This window comes from Mycobacterium montefiorense (assembly GCF_003112775.1).
Taxonomy (GTDB): domain Bacteria; phylum Actinomycetota; class Actinomycetes; order Mycobacteriales; family Mycobacteriaceae; genus Mycobacterium; species Mycobacterium montefiorense.
The window spans coordinates 89942-109228 of record NZ_BFCH01000002.1 but is presented as its reverse complement, the minus strand read 5'-3'; the positions used below and the strand labels follow the sequence as shown (position 1 = coordinate 109228).

The following is a 19287-nucleotide window of genomic DNA, read 5'->3' as shown; positions in this document are numbered from 1 at the left end:
CGCGGATCACAATGCCGATTGCAATTCCGAGGCCAGCAGCTCGGCGATCTGAATGGTGTTGAGTGCGGCACCCTTACGCAGATTGTCCCCCGAGACGAACAGCGCGAGTCCCCGCCCGTCCGGCACCCCTTCGTCGCGGCGGATCCGGCCGACCAGCGATTCGTCGACTCCGGCGGCATCCAAAGCGGTTGGTACGTCCACGACCTTCACGCCGGGTGCGACACTGAGCAGTTCGGCCGCCCGCTGCGGCGAAAGTGGCCGGGCGAACTCGGCATTGATCGACAACGAGTGCCCGGTGAACACCGGAACCCGCACGCAGGTCCCGCTTACCAGCAGCTCGGGAATGCCGAGGATTTTGCGGCTCTCGTAGCGCAGCTTCTGGTCCTCGTCGGTCTCCTCGGAGCCGTCGTCCACCAACGCCCCGGCCAGCGGCAGCACATTGAACGCGATGGGCGCGACGTAGGTCTTCGGCGCCGGAAAATCCAGGGCCCGCCCGTCGTGCACCAGTTGCTCGGCGTCGTCGATGACCGCACGCGCCTGCGTCACCAGCTCCTCGACACCGGCCAGCCCGCTACCGGACACCGCCTGATAGCTCGACACCACCAGACGCTGCAGCCCGGCTTCCTCGTGCAGCGGCTTGAGCACCGGCATCGCGGCCATCGTGGTGCAGTTCGGGTTGGCAATGATGCCCTTCGGCCGGTTAGCGGCGTCACGGGCGAAGTTGACCTCCGACACCACCAACGGCACATCCGGGTCCTTGCGCCACGCCGAGGAGTTGTCGATCACAATCACCCCGGCTGCAGCGAACCGCGGGGCCTGCACCAGTGACATCGTCTTTCCGGCCGAGAACACCGCGATGTCCAGGCCGGTCGGGTCCGCCGTCGCGGCGTCTTCAACCTCGATCTCCTGGCCGCGGAACGGCAGTTTGCGGCCCTGCGAGCGGGCGGACGCGAAGAACCGCACCGTCGTCGCCGGGAAATCGCGCTCGTCGAGCAGATTGCGCATCACCTGGCCCACCTGACCGGTGGCGCCTACTACCCCTATTGCAACCATCTAACGGCCCGTCCCCGCATACACCGTGGCCTCCTCGTCGCCGCCGAGCCCGAACGCCTCATGCAACGCCACGACGGCCTTATCTAGTTCGGTGTCGCGGCACAGCACCGAGATGCGGATCTCGGAGGTGGAGATCAGCTCGATGTTGACGCCTACGGCGGCCAGCGCCTCACAGAAGGTCGCGGTAACGCCGGGGTGGCTGCGCATGCCCGCACCGATCAGCGACACCTTGCCGATGTGGTCGTCGTAAAGCAGTTGGGTGAAGCCGATCTCGTCTTGGAGTGAGTCCAGCTTGGCCACCGCGGTGGGCCCGCTGTCGCGCGAGCAGGTGAACGTGATGTCCGTCTTGCCGTCCTCGACCTTGGACACGTTCTGCAACACCATGTCGATGTTCACGTCGGCCTCGGCGATGGCGCGAAAGACCCGGGCCGCATAGCCGGGGATGTCCGGAATCCCGACGACGGTCACCTTGGCTTCGCTGCGGTCGTGCGCAACTCCGGTCAGCAGGGGGCTTTCCATAGTTATGTCCTTGATCGATCCGACGACGACGGTGCCTAGTTTGTCCGAGTACGACGACCGGACGTGTACGGGCAAGTTGTACCGGCGGGCGTATTCCACGCAGCGCAGCATCAGCACCTTGGCTCCGCACGCCGCCAGCTCAAGCATTTCCTCGAAGGTGACGGTGTCCAGCTTGCGAGCGGTACGCACGATCCGCGGGTCCGCGCTGAAGATGCCGTCCACGTCGGTGTAGATCTCGCAGACGTCGGCATTCAGGGCGGCGGCCAGCGCGACGGCCGTGGTGTCCGAGCCGCCGCGGCCCAGCGTGGTGACGTCCCGGCTGTCCTGGCTGACGCCCTGGAAGCCGGCGACCAACACGACGTCGCCTTCGTCGAGCGCGGACCGCAACCGGGTCGGCGTGACGTCGATGATCTTCGCGTTCCCGTGCGTGCCGGTGGTGATTACACCGGCTTGCGAGCCGGTGAACGACCGGGCGCGGGCGCCGAGCGATTCGACCGCCATGGCCACCAGCGCGTTGGAGATGCGCTCACCGGCCGTGAGCAGCATGTCCAATTCGCGGGCCGGTGGCACCGGGCACACCTGCTGGGCCAGATCCAGCAGGTCATCGGTGGTGTCACCCATCGCCGAGACCACCACGACGACGTCGTTGCCCTGCTTCTTGGTCTCGACGATGCGTTCCGCGACACGGCGGATCCGGTCGGCGTCGGCCACCGAGGATCCGCCGTACTTCTGTACGACGAGCGCCACTGTTTCTCTGCCTGCCCTTCCACACCCACAGACGTGGTTCAAGTTCACAACAGGATACGTGGCGGCGCATCTTGTTTTTTGACCCGATGGCGAGTGCCACAGCCTGCGGTTTTGGTCTCGATGCGGCGTAGTTTTCGCCCAGGCGCTGATCGCGGTAGAGTTCACAACGTGCAGCGGATGCTCCTTCTCGGACGCCGCGACGGGGTCTGATCCAGACCGGCCTCCCGTCGCGGGTGTTCGCGATGCGCCGGTTTGAAGCCCCTTCTGACACCCCCGGAGCAATTACCGTGACCAACTTCCCTGAACCTGCCCACCCCGACGCGTACGCGTCGTCGCCTGTCAAGGCCCGCACCATCCAAAAGCCCGCGGGCCCGCACCGATCTGATCAGCCCACGTGGAACCCCCAGCGTGGCTCGTCGATGCCAGTGAATCGATACCGCCCGTTTGCCGACGAAGTCGAGCAGGTCCAGGTCGCCAACCGCGGCTGGCCGGACCGCGTCATCAATGGCGCCCCGTTATGGTGTGCGGTGGATCTGCGCGACGGCAACCAGGCGTTGATCGACCCGATGAGCCCGGCTCGTAAGCGCCGTATGTTCGAACTGCTGGTTACCATGGGCTACAAGGAGATTGAAGTCGGATTCCCGTCGGCCAGCCAGACCGACTTCGACTTCGTTCGCGAGATCATCACCGACGGCGCCATTCCCGACGACGTCACCATCCAGGTGCTGACGCAGTGCCGCCCGGAGCTGATCGAGCGCACCTTCCAGGCGTGCCAGGGCGTGCACCGGGCGATCGTGCACTTCTACAACTCGACGTCAATCCTGCAGCGGCGCGTGGTATTTCGCGCCGATCGCGCCGCGGTGCAGGCCATCGCGACCGAGGGCGCGCGCAAGTGCGTCGAAGAGGCGGCCAAATACCCGGACACGCAATGGCGATTCGAGTATTCGCCGGAGTCCTACACCGGAACGGAATTGGAGTACGCCAAGCAGGTGTGCGACGCCGTTGGCGAGATCATCGCGCCGACACCACAAAACCCGATCATCTTCAATCTGCCCGCCACGGTGGAGATGGCCACCCCGAACGTCTACGCCGACTCGATCGAGTGGATGAGCCGCAACCTGGCCAACCGGGAGTCGGTGATCCTGAGCCTGCATCCGCACAACGACCGCGGAACCGCTGTTGCCGCAGCCGAATTGGGTTATCAGGCCGGCGCTGACCGGATTGAGGGCTGCCTGTTCGGCAACGGGGAGCGCACCGGCAACGTGTGCCTGGTGACGCTGGGGCTGAACCTATTCTCCCGCGGCGTGGACCCGCAGATCGACTTCTCCAACATCGACGAGATCCGCCGCACGGTGGAGTACTGCAACCAGCTTCCGGTGCATGAGCGTCACCCGTACGGCGGCGATCTGGTCTACACCGCGTTCTCGGGCAGCCACCAGGACGCCATCAACAAGGGCCTGGACCAGATGAAGGCCGACGCCGACGCCGCGGACAGCGATGTCGAAGAGATGCTCTGGCAAGTGCCGTATCTGCCGATCGACCCGCGCGATGTCGGCCGCACCTATGAGGCGGTGATCCGGGTTAACTCCCAGTCCGGCAAGGGCGGGGTGGCCTACATCATGAAGGCCGACCACGGTCTGGCCCTGCCGCGACGACTGCAGATCGAGTTCTCGCAGGTGATCCAGAAGATCGCCGACGGCGAGGGCGGCGAGGTGTCGCCGAAGGAGATGTGGGACGCGTTCTCCGAGGAGTATCTGGCGCCGATCATGCCGCTGGAGCGGATAAAGCAGCGGGTCGATGCCTCCGAGGAGGACGGCGGCACCACCAGGATCGCCGCGACGGTCAAGATCAACGGGACCGAGACCGAAATCGGCGGCTCCGGCAACGGCCCGCTCGCCGCGTTCGTCGACGCGCTGGGAGACGTGGGGTTTGACGTCGCCGTCCTGGACTACTCCGAGCACGCGATGAGTTCCGGCGACGACGCGCAAGCCGCGGCGTACGTGGAGGCGTCCGTGGGTGGCCGCACGGTCTGGGGGGTGGGCATCGCCCCGTCGATCACCACCGCCTCGCTGCGTGCTGTGGTGTCCGCGGTCAACCGCGCATCGCGCGGCTAGCGGCGCTGGGCGTCGAGGAACGCGTGCACCGCAAGGTTCGGTCTAGAACAACGCGAGCTGGTCGTCGGCCGTCGTAGCGTCGACGAACTCCTCCATGTTGGTGCCGCCGATCACGGCCCCGACGCCGTCCATGAACTGGGCGTCGGATACCACCGGAACCCCCAGCTGCTGGGCCTGATAGCCCTTGCCCTGCTCGGGGGCATCGTGGTTGCAGACCACCAGCGAGGTCTCGCGGTCGACGACATCGGTGTAGGCCAGCCCGGCGTGCAGGATCCGTTCGACGAGCTCCTCGTGGGTGCGCCGCACCTCGGCGGCCAGCGCCACCCGCATGCCCTGGACCAGTGGCCGGCCGCGGACATAAGGCCCCGGGTTGAGATATGGGCAGGGCATCCGGGATGCCAGCGACTTCAGCGGGCGCAGCTCGTCATGGGTCACGCGGCCGTTGGGCCAGCGGCGCCGGGTGACCGGATGCACCGGCAGCCAGATGTCACGTTCGCGGGCGCGGGCGAGCGCCGACGCGAGAACCCCGGTCAACACCATCGCGTCGTCGAAGGCGTCGTGCGGTCGCTCCTGGATCACGCCCCAATGCGCGGCGAGGGTCTCCAACCGCAGGTTCTCGACGCCCAGATTGAGTCGCCGGGCCAGCTCGACCGTGCACATGACGCTGTCGACGGGCAACTCGGTGGCGGTGAGCTCGGCCTCCGCGGCCAGGAATGCGTAGTCGAATGCGACGTTGTGCGCCACCAGCGTGCGGCCGCGCAGCACCCCGATCACGTCGCCGATGATGTCGCCAAACTGCGGCTGATCCTCCAGCATGGCGGCGGTCAGCTCGTGTACGTGGGTGGGGCCGGGGTCGACGCCGGGGTTGAGCAGGCTGACGACGGATTGCTCGACGCGGCCGTCGACGTCGAGTCCGAGCACCGCAAGGCTGATGATCCGGGCCTGACCAGGCCGGAAACCCGAAGTTTCGACGTCGATGACGGCCCAACCCGCGTCCGGATCGCTCGCGGGCCGGCCCCAGGGCGTCGGATTTTTGGGGCTCATGAACTGAGAATGGCACGTCTAACCGACATCATCCGGTCGCTGCGCAGCCGTGTCGGCCGTTAACTCGAGCTGGCAAAAGGTGCCGCGCTGGCGATCGCCCTCGACTTGATCAGGGCGACCCGCTGCACCCGGCAAAAAGCGCCGCGCTGGCGATCGCCCTTAAACTGCGCGGGTGGTCACCACCCGTGCGCGTCTAGCCCTCGCCGCAGGGACGAGCGCGCGCTGGGCATCGCGGGTGACCGGGCGCGGCGCCGGGGCGATGATCGGCGGCCTGGTCGCGATGACATTGGACCGCTCGATCCTGCGCCAGCTCGGTGCGGGACGGCGCACGGTCGTCGTCACCGGCACCAACGGAAAATCCACGACCACCCGGATGGCCGCGGCGGCCCTGGGCACGCTGGGGTCGGTGGCCACCAACGCCGAAGGCGCCAATATGGACGCTGGCCTGGTGGCCGCGCTAGCCGCCGACCGCGGCGCCGGGCTGGCGGCGCTGGAAGTCGACGAGATGCACGTGCCGCACGTGTCCGATGCCGTCGAGCCCAGCGTCATCGTGCTGCTCAACCTGTCGCGCGACCAGCTGGACCGGGTCGGCGAGATCAACGTCATCGAACGCACGCTGCGGGCCGGCCTGGCCCGCCACCCGAATGCGGTCGTCGTCGCCAACTGCGACGACGTGCTGATGACGTCGGCAGCCTACGACAGCCCGAACGTGGTGTGGGTTGCTGCCGGCGGCGGGTGGACGAACGACTCGGTCAGCTGCCCGCGCAGCGGTGAGGTGATCGTCCGCGACCCGGGCCACTGGTATTCCACCGGCGCGGACTTCAAACGGCCCAGCCCGCAGTGGTGGTTCGACGAGGACACGTTGTATGGACCCGACGGGCTGGCCCTGCCGATGCGGTTGGCGCTGCCGGGCGCGGTGAATCGGGGCAATGCCGCCCAGGCCGTCGCGGCCGCCGCCGCGCTGGGCGCCGACCCCGCGAAAGCCGTCGCCGCGGTGTCGGGAGTCGACGAGGTCGCGGGTCGCTACCGGACCGTGCGGGTCGGCCAGCACGACGCGCGAATTCTGCTGGCCAAGAACCCGGCCGGCTGGCAGGAAGCGCTGTCGATGGTCGACAAGCACGCGGCCGGGGTGGTCATCTCGGTCAACGGGCAGGTGCCCGACGGCGAGGACCTGTCGTGGCTGTGGGATGTGCGCTTCGAGCATCTCGCTGGTGAGCCTCGTGCGCCACGAGGCGAATCAAGCGAGGAGCCGCAGCGCGAGGAGACCGCCGTGGTGGCCGCCGGCGAACGCGGCACCGACCTGGCGGTGCGGTTGGGGTACGCCGGCGTCGAGCACACGCTGGTGCACGACACCCTGGCGGCGATTGCGTCCTGCCCGCCGGGGCGAGTCGAGGTCGTCGCCAACTACACCGCCTTCCTGCAGCTGCACCGAGCACTGACCCGGCATGGCTGAATCGGCGGTGCGGATCGGGCTGGTGCTGCCCGACGTGATGGGCACCTACGGCGACGGCGGCAACGCGGTCGTACTGCGCCAACGGCTCCGGCTGCGGGGTATCGACGCCGAGATCGTGGAGATCACGCTGGCCGACCCGGTGCCGGAATCCTTGGACCTGTACACCCTCGGCGGCGCCGAGGACTACGCGCAGCGGCTGGCCACCCGGCACCTGCAGCGCTACCCGGGCCTGCAGCGCGCGGCGGAGCGCGGCGCGCCGGTGCTGGCGATCTGTGCCGCCGTCCAGGTGCTCGGGCACTGGTACGAGACGTCGTCCGGGGAGCGGGTCGACGGTGTGGGCATGCTGGACGCGACGACCTCCCCGCAGGATGCGCGCAAGATCGGCGAGCTGGTGAGCAAGCCGCTGCTGGCCGGACTGACCCGGCAGCTCACCGGCTTTGAAAACCACCGCGGCGGCACGGTGTTGGGCCCCGCCGCCGCACCGCTGGGCGCGGTCGTCAAGGGGGCCGGCAATCGGCTCGGCGACGGCTTTGACGGCGTGATTCAGGGCAGCGTCGTGGCGACGTACATGCATGGGCCGTGTCTGGCCCGCAACCCGGAGCTGGCCGACCTGCTGCTGAGCAAGGTGGTGGGCGAGCTAACACCGCTGGAGCTGCCCGAAGTGGACCTGTTGCGCCGCGAACGACTGGCGGCGCGCTAGCCGTGCGAGCAGCGACGACGAAGATCAGCCCGAGACTGGCCGCCGGTGCCGCACTGCTGGCAGGTGCCGCGTTCATCACGTCGTCAACACCGGCGAACGCCAACCCCGAAGTCCTGAACGGCCGGTACAACGTGCGCTACGCGGACAACGACAAATCGACGGCCTGGCTTTTCGTCCCGTGCGGATCGGACTGCATCCTGGCGACCTCGCAAGATGGCGGAACATTCGTCATCAGCTGGGAATTCCACCTGGCGAATGGACGATGGACTCACACCGGCACGGCCCAGGCGCCGTGCCCGAACGGGGCATCGGCCCCGGTGACCGTCGACTACAGCTTCGATGCCGTGTCGCTTGCCGGCGAAGGCCAGCAGACGACGACGTCCGACGCGTGTGGTGCAGAGCCGGGCAAGACCTTTACCAGACCATTCCAATTGAGCAAGGTCTGAACCGTCGGCTCGCGGCCGGCGAGTACTCGGCCCTACCTGCACAACAAGGTTCCTTATAGGCCCATATCGAATCCTTTCCTCGACACCGACGCGTCTCGCGGCGGCTCGAGAAAGGGGCTCCGATGACGAGCACCGCAGGAACCGTGGTCCCGACGGCACGCCTCGGCGCACTCGTGGCGTTGTTGACCGCGGCCGCCGCCGGCTGGGCGATCGGAATCACCGGTGTGGCCAACGCCGCTCCGAGGGTGCCTGCCCCACACATCGCCGCCGGGATGCATGGCGACCCGGCCGCCGCCGCCGCACCCTACTGGCGCTATCAGCAACAGAAACTCGACTGTGGGGAGATGGCGGTGGCCGACGTGATCGGCCAGATCAGCGGGCACGAGCCCAGCGAGGAAGAGATCACCGGCGCGGCCGAAAACATCCCGAGCGCCGCCCACCCCGGGCCGATCTACCACCCCGGCGGCCGGACGAGCAATCGCGACATCGTCCCGCTACTGGCGCACTACGGCATCCACGCCGACGCACTGCACCCCGACACTGACGCGCTGGCGCGCGATCTGGACCGCGGGCGCAAGGTGATCATCGGGGTGAACGACAACGTCATCTGGAACAGGCCCGGCGATCGCACCAGGGAAAACCACTTCGTGGTGGTCATCGGTATCGACACCGACGCCGGTGTGGTGCACCTCAACGACAGCGGCGTGCGCACGGGCCGCGACGAGCAGGTTTCCCTCGCGACATTCGAAGAAGCGTGGGCCGCCAGCGACAACTTCGCCGTCGTGACGACGTGACGGACGGCCCAGCGATCAGACCATGGACCGGCGGCCGGTGAGCGCGCGCCCCAATGTCAGCTCGTCGGCGAACTCCAAGTCGCCGCCCATCGGCAGCCCGGACGCGATTCGCGTGACCGTCAGACCGGGGATGTCGCGCAACACCCGGACCAGGTAGGTAGCCGTCGCCTCCCCCTCGGTGTTGGGGTCGGTCGCGATTATCACCTCGGTGATGTCCACACCGTCGACTCGCTCACCGATGCGGCTCAGCAGCTCGCGGATCCGCAGCTGATCGGGGCCCACGCCGGACAGTGGATCAAGCGCACCGCCCAGCACGTGGTAGCGGCCGCGGAATTCGCGAGTGCGCTCGACGGCCGCGACGTCCTTGGGCTCCTCGACGACACACACCTGCGAGCCATCCCGGCGCGGATCGCCGCAGATCCGGCAACGCTCGTCGTCGGAAACGTTGCCGCACACCGCACAAAAGCGCACGCCATCGCGGACCTTCGACAGCACCGCGGTGAGTCGGTCGATGTCCGGCGGTTCGACCGACAACAGGTGGAAAGCGATGCGCTGCGCACTCTTTGGCCCGATACCCGGCAGCTTGCCGAGCTCGTCGATCAGATCCTGGACCGGTCCCTCGAACATGGCGGTAAGTGAGTTAGAGCCCCGGGATCTGAGTCGGCGAGCCGGGGGGAGCCGGGGGGGCCGGCGGGCCGCCCAAGCCGGCCGTCAATGACCCCAACTGCTCCTGTGCCATCCGGGTGACCTGCTTGGAAGCATCGACCATGGCGCCGACGATCAAGTCCTGCAAGGTCTCGATGTCCGAGGGGTCGACGACCGAAGGATCGATCTTCACCGCGATGACCTCGCCGCTGCCTTTGACGATGGCCTCGACCAAGCCGCCACCGGCCTGACCGCGGATCTCGGCGTTCGCGAGTTGTTGCTGAGCCTCCATTAGCTTTTGCTGCATCTGCTGCGCCTGGGCGAGCAGCGCCGACATATCGCCTCCGGGTTGCATGACAATCCCCTCGCATCTTGGTCTCGAGTTGGTTTCGCCTGTGGGTGTCGGGCGATTCGAAACACCCAGCGTAGACTGCGCGGCGTTACCTTTGCGCCGTGGACCTACCAGTGAGCAGGCGTGTCGGGATCCGGACGCTCGTCGGCATGATTGTTGCTGTTTCGACGATCATTATCCCGACCGCCACCGCAACCCCTTCCAACATCGCCGGCATGGTGGTCTTCATTGACCCCGGCCACAACGGCGCGAATGACGCGTCCATCGGCCGACAGGTGACCACCGGTCGCGGCGGCACGAAGGATTGTCAGACCAGCGGCACCGCGACCAACACCGGCTATATGGAGCACACGTTCACCTGGGACACCGCGTTGCGGGTGCGGGCCGCGCTGACAGCACTCGGTGTCAGGACCGCATTGTCCCGCGGCAACGACAACGCGCTGGGGCCGTGTGTCGATGAGCGCGCCAACATGGCCAATTCGTTGCGGCCCAACGCGATCCTAAGCATCCACGCCGACGGCGGCCCATCGTCGGGGCGCGGGTTCCACGTCAACTATTCGGCCCCGCCGCTTAACCAGGTGCAGGCCGGCCCGTCAGTGCAGTACGCGCGGATCATGCGCGACCAGATGGCGGCCGCCGGCATCCCGCCGGCCACCTACATCGGCCAGAACGGGCTGTACGGACGCTCGGATCTGACCGGTCTCAACCTGGCGCAATACCCCTCGATCCTGGTCGAGTGCGGCAACATGAAGAACCCTGTCGATTCGGCTCTGATGGAGTCCGCGGACGGTCGCCAGAAGTACGCCGACGCGCTTGTCCGGGGCGTCGCGGGCTTCCTGGCCACCCAGGGCCAGGCGCGCTGAACCCCGGGGCGGGGCTGCAGCATGACTGTCCGGGTGGCGGCCACGCCTTACAGTCGGTAGCCTGGACAGGACTTTGCAGGATCTTCGCTCCTGCCGGCTAGGAGGCGGGATCACTTGCGGCGCTGGCACTTTCGCAACGCGAAATTGGCCGGGCAAAATACGGCGCCGTACGCCGAGCGAAGATCGCGAACTTTGCCGAAACCTTGTTAGTGCCCGATTTTTTCCACTAGCGTTTGTTCCACTCATGTCGATTAGACGTGTGGGGAGTACTGGTGAGCAACAATTCGTCGGCGCCGACAAGGACAGCCTCGAGCCGAGGGTCAACGACGACCAGCGGCACCGCCCGGAGTGAGCTTTCGCAGATATCAGTGCCCATGGTGAAGCGGTTAGCCAAGCGGCAAATCATGCCGCCGTTTTCGACTGCGCCGCACGCTATTGCACCGAAGTACGGCCAACGGATCTGCGGAACCCGGCACCAGATAAGGCCGTTATCACGTAGGCCATTTGGGTAGGGGCAATCGAATGAAACTTGACGCCCGTGCCCTTCCGCTGACGCGCCGGCAATTAGATATTTGGCTCTCGCAGGAAACGGGTCGCTCCGGCACTGACTGGCAACTCGGCCTATTCATCAGAATCGAAGGCTCAGTTGAGCCTGATTTGCTCAAGCAGGCAATCAGCAAAGCCCTGCAAGAGGCCGAGCCCTGTCGCGCTACCTTTTTCGAAGCCGACGGTCAGGTCTTCCAAAAGGTGATCGATTACCCGGATTTCGAGCTGGCCGTCCACGATCTCAGAGGTTCGCGCGACGCCGTGGCCGAAGCCCGAGAAATTGCGTCATCCATCCAACGCACACCGATGCCGCTGGATGGCCGGTTACTCAAATTTGCTTTATTCCGAACGAAGTTCGACGAATACTACTGGTCCGCCTGCTGCCACCACATAGTCCTCGACGGATTGGGTATTGGACTGGTTGGCCGTCGGATTGCAGCTATCTACACCGCAATTGTTTCGGGTACGCCCGCCTCTCCCCCGTTCTTCGGCTCACTGCAGGACCTGGTTCGCAGCGAGCTGGAGTACGAGGCGTCGACCGACTACTCCGAAGATCAGGCCTACTGGAGCGCGAACCTCCCGTCGGAAAACGGACCGGATTATCGATTACCTCAGGCCACCGGCCGGCAGCAATCGAATCAGCCGACCACACCGGTTCAGTTGGACCCGTCCCTCGTCGGCCGAATCAAACAGCTAGCCAAGGCGCTGGGTGTCCGTCGAACCTCGATCATCACGGCCGCGTGCGCCCTGTTGGTGCGGGGGTGCGCTGGCGGTTCGGAGGTCGTGCTCGACTTCCCGGTCAGCAGGCGCGTGGATCCCAAGTCGAAGACGCTTCCCGGGATGGTTGCCGGGGTGGTGCCACTCGTCTTGAAGGCGCCACCAGGGTTGACGGTGGCCGACTTTTGCAAGCATGTCGACGCCCAAGTACGAGAAGCGTTGCAGCATCAACGATTCCCAGTGCAGGTTGCTGGGACCGGTCGGGTGGTAGTCAATTTCATCCCGTCCAGACTCACCCTGAATTTTGCCGGGGTACCGGCGACGGCGACCTACACGAGTTTTGGACCAATAGGCCACTTCGGGCTTTTCTTCGTCGGTGCCGGTGACGAACAGTTCCTTACCACGGCCGGCGCGGGACAGCCGTACGCGAATTTCGCCGTCGCGGAACTGACGCAGCGGTTGCAACGCGTCTTGGCGGCGATGATCGCCGACCCCGGCTTGGCGCTTTCGTCGATGGATCTGTTGGACGTCAACGAGCACGCCGAGATGGATCGGTTGGGCAACCGGACGGTGCTGACGCGGCGCGCGACCGAGGTATCGGTGCCGGCATCGTTCGCCGAACAAGCCGCTTGCACCCCCGATGCGGTCGCCGTTACCCATGACGGCCGCTCGATGACATACCGCGAACTCGACGAAGCCGCCAACCGGCTAGCACACTTGCTCGCCAGCCGGGGCGCGGTCCCGGGACAGTCTGTGGCACTGCTGTTTTCGCGTTCAGCCGACGCCATTGTCGCAATCTTGGCGGTGTTGAAAGCCGGCGCGGCGTATCTCCCGATCGACCCGGCCCACCCCGCAGCGCGGATCGAGTTCATGCTCGCCGATGCGGCGCCGGCGATCGCACTGACCACCACCGCACTTGCCGACCGTTTGAGCGGCTACGACCTGCGGGTCATCGATATCCACGACCCCGCGGTCGTCGCACAACCCGGCACCGCACCCCCGATACCGGCAGCCGCAGACATCGCCCACATCATCTACACCTCCGGCACCACCGGCGTGCCCAAGGGCGTGGCCATCACCCACCTCAACATCACCCAGCAGCTCGACTCACTCGATGTCGGCCTGCCGCCGGGACAGGTGTGGACCCAGTGCCACTCCTACGCGTTCGACTTCTCGGTGTGGGAGATCTGGGGTGCCCTGCTGCACGGCGGACGACTGGTGGTGGTACCCGAGACGGTGACCGCCTCACCGGATGACTTCCACGCCCTGCTGGTCGGCGAACGCGTCACCGTGTTGACCCAAACCCCCTCCTCCGTGACGGCCTTGTCCCCGGAAGGCTTGGAATCGGCGACACTGCTGATCGGCGGGGAGGCATGCCCGGCCGAGGTGGTCGATCGCTGGGCGCCCGGACGCGTGATGATCAACGCCTACGGCCCCACCGAGACCACGATCTATGCCGCGATGAGCGCGCCCCTGAGCGCGGGGGCAACGGTACCGATCGGTGCGCCGGTGTCGACGGCGGCGCTGTTTGTGCTCGACGACTGGCTGCGCCCGGTGCCCGCCGGGGTGGTCGGCGAGCTGTACGTAGCCGGTCGCGGTGTGGGATACGGCTATATGAGCCGAGCCCGGTTGACCGCATCACGGTTTGTGGCCTGCCCATTCGCGGGGGCCGGCGCGCTTGGACAAAGGATGTACCGCACCGGTGACCTGGTTCGCTTTGGTGCCGATGGGCAACTGGACTACGTCGGGCGTGCCGACGAGCAGGTCAAGATTCGCGGTTACCGCATCGAACTCGGCGAAATTCGTTCTGCCCTAGCGGGATTGGACGGGGTGGAGCAGGCGGCGGTGGTCACCCGCGAAGACCGCCCGGGTGACAGGCGTTTGGTTGGCTATGTCACCGGAACCGCCGACCCAGCCGCACTGCGCGGTGCGTTGGCCCAGCGGTTGCCGGCGTACATGGTGCCGGTTGCGGTGGTGGTGATCGACGCGTTTCCGTTGACAGTCAACGGAAAACTCGACACGCGGGCCCTGCCGGCACCGGACTACCGTGACATTGAGCATTACCTCGCGCCGGCCACCGCGGTCGAGGAGATCCTGGCCGGGATCTACGCCCAGGTCCTCGGTGTGGCGCGGGTAGGGATCGAGGAGTCCTTCTTCGATCTGGGTGGCGACTCGCTCTCGGCGATGCGGGCCATCACCGAGGCCAATCACGCACTCAATGCCGGACTTTCGGTGCGAACATTGTTCGAGGCTCCCACGATCGCCGAGCTGGCACCCCGCATCGGCACGGGCCAGGGTGGGCTGCAGCCGTTGGTAGCTTTCGAGCGGCCGGCGGTGATGCCGTTGTCGTTCGCCCAATCGCGGTTGTGGTTCCTGGGCCAGTTACAGGGACCGTCCGCGATGTACAACATCGCGGTGGCGTTGCGGCTGTCCGGCCACCTTGATTCCGACGCTCTAGCCGCCGCACTGGCCGATGTGATCGCCCGTCACGAAACCCTGCGTACGATGTTCCCGGCGGTCGGCGACACCCCACAGCAAGCGTTGCTGGCCGCTGATCGCACCGAGTTCGGCTGGCAGATCATTGATTCCGATGGCTGGCCCGCGGCCCGACTGGACGAGGCTATCGAGGCGGCGGCAAGCTACACCTTCGACCTGGCCGTCGAAATCCCCTTACGGGCCACCCTTTTCCGCCTCGGCGATGACGAGCATGTACTGGTGGGCGTGGTCCACCATATCGCCGCCGACGGCTGGTCTATCGCGCCGCTGGTCCGCGATCTGGGCGGAGCATACGCCGCCCGGTGTGCGGGAGAAGCACCGCGCTGGGCCGAATTACCGGTGCAATACGCCGATTACACCCTATGGCAGCACACACAATTCGGCGCTCCGGACGATCCCGCCAGCCCGATCGCGTCGCAGTTGGCCTATTGGGAAGATGCGTTGGCCGGGATGCCCGAGGTACTGGCGCTGCCCACCGATCGGCCTTACCCGCCGGTGGCCGATTTGCGCGGCTCCAGCGTGGCCGTGCAGTGGCCGGCCGAATTGCAGCAGCGGGTGCGCGAGGTGGCTCGCGAACACAATGCGACCAGCTTCATGGTGGTCCAGGCCGCACTTGCGGTGCTGCTGTCGGCGCTGTCCGCGAGTAGTGATGTGGCAGTGGGATTCCCGATCGCGGGACGCAGTGACCCCGCTCTCGACGAGCTGGTGGGCTTTTTCGTCAACACGCTGGTGCTGCGTGTTGACACGGCCGGAGATCCCACTGTCGGCCAGTTGTTGGCCCAGGTTCGCCAGCGAAGCGTGTCCGCCTATGAACACCAAGACGTGCCCTTCGAGGTCCTCGTCGAACGCCTCAACCCCATCCGGTCCCTGGCCCATCACCCGCTGGTGCAGGTGATGTTGGGCTGGCAGAACGCCGAGCCCGCCGGGGTGGAATTGGGCGATCTGCACGCCACACCGATACCGATCGACACCCACACCGCACGAACGGATTTGGCTTTCACCCTGACCGAACGCTTCACCGCATCCGGTGAGCCCGGCGGGATTTCCGGAACAGTGGAGTATCGGACCGACGTGTTCGACACGGGAACCATCGAGGCGCTGCTCGGGCGGCTGCATCGGGTGTTGGTGGCGATGACCGCTGATGCGGCACAGCGACTTTCCTCGATCGAGATGCTGGGTGCCGACGAGCACGCCCACCTCGACGAAATCGGCAACCGCGCGGTCCTGACCCGGTCAGCGGCCCGGGTATCTGTTCCGGCGCAGTGGGCCGCGCAGGTTACCCGCGCCCCAGAGGCGGTGGCGATCACCTTCGAGGGTCGATCGATGACCTACCGCGAGGTCGACGTGGCCGCCAACCGGTTGGCGCACCTACTTGCCGCCGAAGGAGCGCGCCCCGGACAGTTTGTCGCACTGCTATTTTCACGGTCCGCCGAAGCAATCATCGCAATCTTGGCGGTGCTCAAGTCCGGCGCGGCATACTTACCGATCGACCCGGCCCACCCCGCGGCGCGAATCGAGTTCATGGTGGCCGATGCCGCGCCGATCGCCGCGATCACCACCCCCGAGCTGAGACCGCGGTTGCAACAGTGCGGCCTACGGATCATCGATGTCGACGACCCGCGCATCGACAACCAGCCCGACACCGCGCTGCCCGCGCCGTCGCCCGATGATACCGCCCACATCATCTACACCTCGGGTACCACCGGCGTGCCCAAGGGTGTTGCGGTCCGTCATCACAACGTCACTCAACTGTTCGACTCGTTGGATGTCGGGCTGGACCTGTCGGCCGAACAGGTGTGGACACAGTGCCATTCGTATGCGTTCGACTTCTCGGTATGGGAGATCTGGGGCGCGCTGCTGCACGGCGGACGGGTGGTGGTGGTACACGAGGCTGTGGCCGGTTCACCGGAAGAGTTCCACGCCCTACTCGTCGCCGAACAGGTCACCGTTCTCACCCAGACCCCGTCGGCGGTCGGGATGCTCTCGCCACGGGGGTTGGAGTCGACCGCGCTGGTGATCGGCGCCGAACCCTGCCCGGTCGACTTGGTCGATCGGTGGGCCAGCGGACGGACAATGGTCAACGTCTACGGACCGACCGAGACAACGATGTGGGCATCCAAGAGTGCACCGCTCGTACCGGGTTCGGGTGTGCCGCCGATCGGTTCGCCGGTGACAGGTGCGGCGTTCTTTGTTCTCGACGAATGGTTGCGCCCGGTACCCGTCGGGGTGGTCGGTGAGTTGTATCTGGCCGGCCGCGGCGTGGGACACGGGTATTGGCACCGGGCAGAGTTGACCGCGTCGCGGTTCATGGCGTGCCCGTTCGCGGAGGCCGGCTCCCCGGGACAAAGAATGTATCGCACCGGGGACCGGGTGCGATGGCGCACCGACGGGCAGCTCGACTACCTGGGCCGCACCGATGAGCAAGTCAAGATTCGCGGCTACCGCATCGAAATCGGCGAAATCCGGTCAGCCCTAGCTAATTTCGCGGGAGTGGAGCAGGCCGCCGTCGTCGCCCGCGAGGACCTTCCCGGGACGAAGCGCCTCGTCGGCTACATCACCGGGACTGCCGACCCCGCCCAAGCACGCGCGGCACTGGCCGATCGGTTGCCCACGTATATGGTGCCGTCGGCAGTGGTCGTGATCGACGTGTTGCCGATGACGGTCAACGGCAAACTTGACACCCAAGCCTTACCCCCGCCCGAGTATCACGATGCGGATCACTACCGCGCCCCCACCGACGCCATCGAGGAGATCCTGACCGAGATTTACGCCCAAGTTTTGGGGTTGGAGCGAGTGGGGGTCGACGAGTCCTTCTTCGACCTGGGTGGCGACAGCATCTTGTCGATGCAGGTGGTGTCCCGGGCGCGCGCGGCCGGGGTGGTGTGCCGTCCGCGGGATATCTTCGTCGAACAGTCCGTCGCCCGGGTGGCTCGAGTAGCCAGTGTCTCGACGGATGAGGCCGGTGTAGTTGATGAGGGTGTGGGCGAAGTCCTGGCCACACCGATCGTCCGCTGGCTAGAGGACGTAGCGGGTCACGTCGAGCAGTTCAACCAGGCAGTGGCCATTGCGGCCCCGGTCGCGGCGACCGAGGCCGACGTGGTGGTGGTGTTGCAAGCGTTGCTCGATCGACACGCGACGCTGCGGCTGCGCGTCGACGAAGACGACGCCGGGAGCTGGTCATTGTGGGTCCCCGACCCCGGCGTGGTGGATGCGCGCGGCTGCCTGAACACCGTCGAAGAGCTATCCGACGAGGCGCTGGTCCGGGCGCGGGCCCGGTTGAATCCGGCCACCGGAACGATGCTGAGCGCATTGTGGGTGGCGCCGATGGGTGAGCTGGTGTTGATCATTCATCATCTGGCCGTCGACGGAGTCTCGTGGCGAATTCTGTTGGAAGACATCAACCTTGCCTGGGCCCAGCTGTGCGCCGAGCAAGAGGTGGCCTTGCCGGCGCCGGGGACCTCGTTTGCCCGGTGGGCGTCGTGGCTCGATGAGCACGCTCAGGCTCCCGAGGTGGTAGCTCAGGCGGAGGTGTGGCGGCAGGTGGCCGCGACCCCGGCATTACTGCCCGCACCCCAGCCCGAGCTGGATACCTACGCCAGCGCGGGACGCTTATCGGTGGATCTGGACATCGAGACAACCCGGATGCTGCTGAGAGAGGTGCCCGCGGCGTTTCACGCTGGGGTGCAAGACATTCTGCTGGTCGCATTCGCGTTGGCCTGGGCCGAATTCTTGGGTACCGGCCGTGCGCCGATCGGCATCGATGTGGAGGGCCATGGGCGCTACGCCGATCTGGCCGGCGACGTGGACTTGTCGCGCACCGTGGGTTGGTTTACCAGCAAATATCCAGTAGCCCTGAGCGTTGGCGGGCTGAGCTGGGCGCAGGTGATCTCAGGTGAGTCGGCACTGGGCGCGTTGATCAAAGACGCCAAAGAGCAACTGCGCGCGCTGCCCGACGGCCTGAACTACGGACTGCTGCGCTACCTCAATCCCGAGGTGAATCTGGATTCGGCCGACCCGGCGATCGGGTTTAACTATTTCGGGCGCCTGGGCGCCGGTGCCGTCGAGCACTCCGACGACTTGTGGCTGATCAGTGAGGACGGTGTGTCGGTGGCCGCCGTGGCCTCGGCGATTCCAATGCCGTTGGGGCACAGTGTGGAACTCAATGCTGGCACGCTCGACACGGACGCCGGGCCGCATTTGCACGCGACCTGGACCTGGGCAGTCTCGGCGCTCGACGTCGAGCAAGTCAGCCGGCTGAATCAATTGTGGTTTACCGCTCTGGCCGGGATCTGCGCGCATGTCTGCGGCGGCGGCGGCTTGACGCCGTACGACATCTCGCCGGCCCGGCTCAGCCAGTAGCAGATCGATGAGCTGTGCCGGCGCGAGCACATCGCCGACATCTTGCCGCTGACTCCGCTGCAGCAGGGTCTGCTTTTCCACGCCAATAGCCACGGCCGCAGCGCTTTGGGCGAGTTGTATGCGGTGCAGCTGGACATCACCGTCGCCGGCTCGCTGGAGCCCGACCGGCTGCGGAAGGCGGTCAACGTCGTGGTCGGCCGCCATCCCAACCTGGCAGCCCGATTCTGCCCGGAGTTCGATCCGCCGATCCAGGTCATTCCCGCCGATCCCGTATTAGCTTGGCACTACGCCGAACTCGCTGACGACGTCGATATCGAGGAACAGATCCAGCGGCTATGCACCGCCGAGCGTGCCGCGGTCGCCGACCTGACCAATCCGCCCGCATTCCGAGTCGTGTTGACGCGCACCGACAAAGACCTGCACCGGTTGGTGCTGACGA

The 19287-nt window shown here is 66.3% G+C and carries 11 protein-coding genes and 1 pseudogene (1 of these 12 running past the window's edge); 7 read left to right on the top strand and 5 right to left on the bottom strand.

All coding sequences use genetic code 11. From position 1 onward, the window contains the following. Window positions 1-6: 6 nt before the first annotated feature. Both DB708_RS01530 and DB708_RS01525 read right to left on the bottom strand, forming a co-directional pair. Window positions 7-1053, bottom strand: a complete 1047-nt coding sequence (locus DB708_RS01530; RefSeq protein WP_108920191.1) for an aspartate-semialdehyde dehydrogenase — start codon at window positions 1051-1053, stop codon at window positions 7-9. Then, a complete protein-coding gene (locus DB708_RS01525; protein ID WP_108920190.1) occupies window positions 1054-2319 on the bottom strand; it encodes an aspartate kinase in 1266 nt (421 codons plus the stop codon). 242 nt (window positions 2320-2561) lie between these two features. On the opposite strand from DB708_RS01525, the gene leuA reads away from it, so the two are divergent. After that, entirely contained in the window at window positions 2562-4433 is a 1872-nt protein-coding gene (leuA, locus tag DB708_RS01520) for a 2-isopropylmalate synthase (RefSeq protein ID WP_235616575.1), read from the top strand. Window positions 4434-4475: 42 nt separating this feature from the next. Here the strand turns inward: leuA and DB708_RS01515 are convergent, their stop codons facing one another. Then, entirely contained in the window at window positions 4476-5477 is a 1002-nt protein-coding gene (locus DB708_RS01515) for a DEDDh family exonuclease (RefSeq protein ID WP_108920188.1), read from the bottom strand. 172 nt (window positions 5478-5649) lie between these two features. Between DB708_RS01515 and DB708_RS01505 the strand changes: the two genes are divergently transcribed. From DB708_RS01505 to DB708_RS01490, 4 genes are all read left to right on the top strand, one after another. Next, complete coding sequence (locus DB708_RS01505) at window positions 5650-6930, top strand: Mur ligase family protein (protein WP_108920187.1); 1281 nt, start codon at window positions 5650-5652, stop codon at window positions 6928-6930. Next, complete coding sequence (locus DB708_RS01500; protein WP_108920186.1) at window positions 6923-7630, top strand: type 1 glutamine amidotransferase; 708 nt, start codon at window positions 6923-6925, stop codon at window positions 7628-7630. Before DB708_RS01505 ends, DB708_RS01500 begins: the two co-directional genes overlap by 8 nt. 2 nt (window positions 7631-7632) lie before the next feature. Then, window positions 7633-8076: a hypothetical protein gene (locus tag DB708_RS01495; protein ID WP_108920185.1), complete on the top strand. Its 444-nt coding sequence runs from the start codon at window positions 7633-7635 to the stop codon at window positions 8074-8076. 122 nt (window positions 8077-8198) lie between these two features. Next, complete coding sequence (locus DB708_RS01490) at window positions 8199-8870, top strand: C39 family peptidase (RefSeq protein WP_108920184.1); 672 nt, start codon at window positions 8199-8201, stop codon at window positions 8868-8870. Window positions 8871-8885: 15 nt separating this feature from the next. On the opposite strand, the gene recR is transcribed toward DB708_RS01490, so the two are convergent. Beyond that, window positions 8886-9497 (bottom strand): recombination mediator RecR, encoded by a 612-nt coding sequence (recR, locus tag DB708_RS01485; RefSeq protein WP_108920183.1) that lies wholly within the window; start codon window positions 9495-9497, stop codon window positions 8886-8888. Between the two features lie 13 nt (window positions 9498-9510). Beyond that, complete coding sequence (locus tag DB708_RS01480) at window positions 9511-9870, bottom strand: YbaB/EbfC family nucleoid-associated protein (RefSeq protein ID WP_108920182.1); 360 nt, start codon at window positions 9868-9870, stop codon at window positions 9511-9513. Window positions 9871-9968: 98 nt separating this feature from the next. On the opposite strand from DB708_RS01480, the gene DB708_RS01475 reads away from it, so the two are divergent. Further along, window positions 9969-10730: an Rv3717 family N-acetylmuramoyl-L-alanine amidase gene (locus tag DB708_RS01475; protein ID WP_201263390.1), complete on the top strand. Its 762-nt coding sequence runs from the start codon at window positions 9969-9971 to the stop codon at window positions 10728-10730. 549 nt (window positions 10731-11279) lie between these two features. Further along, a pseudogene (locus DB708_RS28360) lies at window positions 11280-19287 on the top strand (non-ribosomal peptide synthase/polyketide synthase); its annotated part runs 23158 nt beyond the window's last position; the annotation flags it as partial.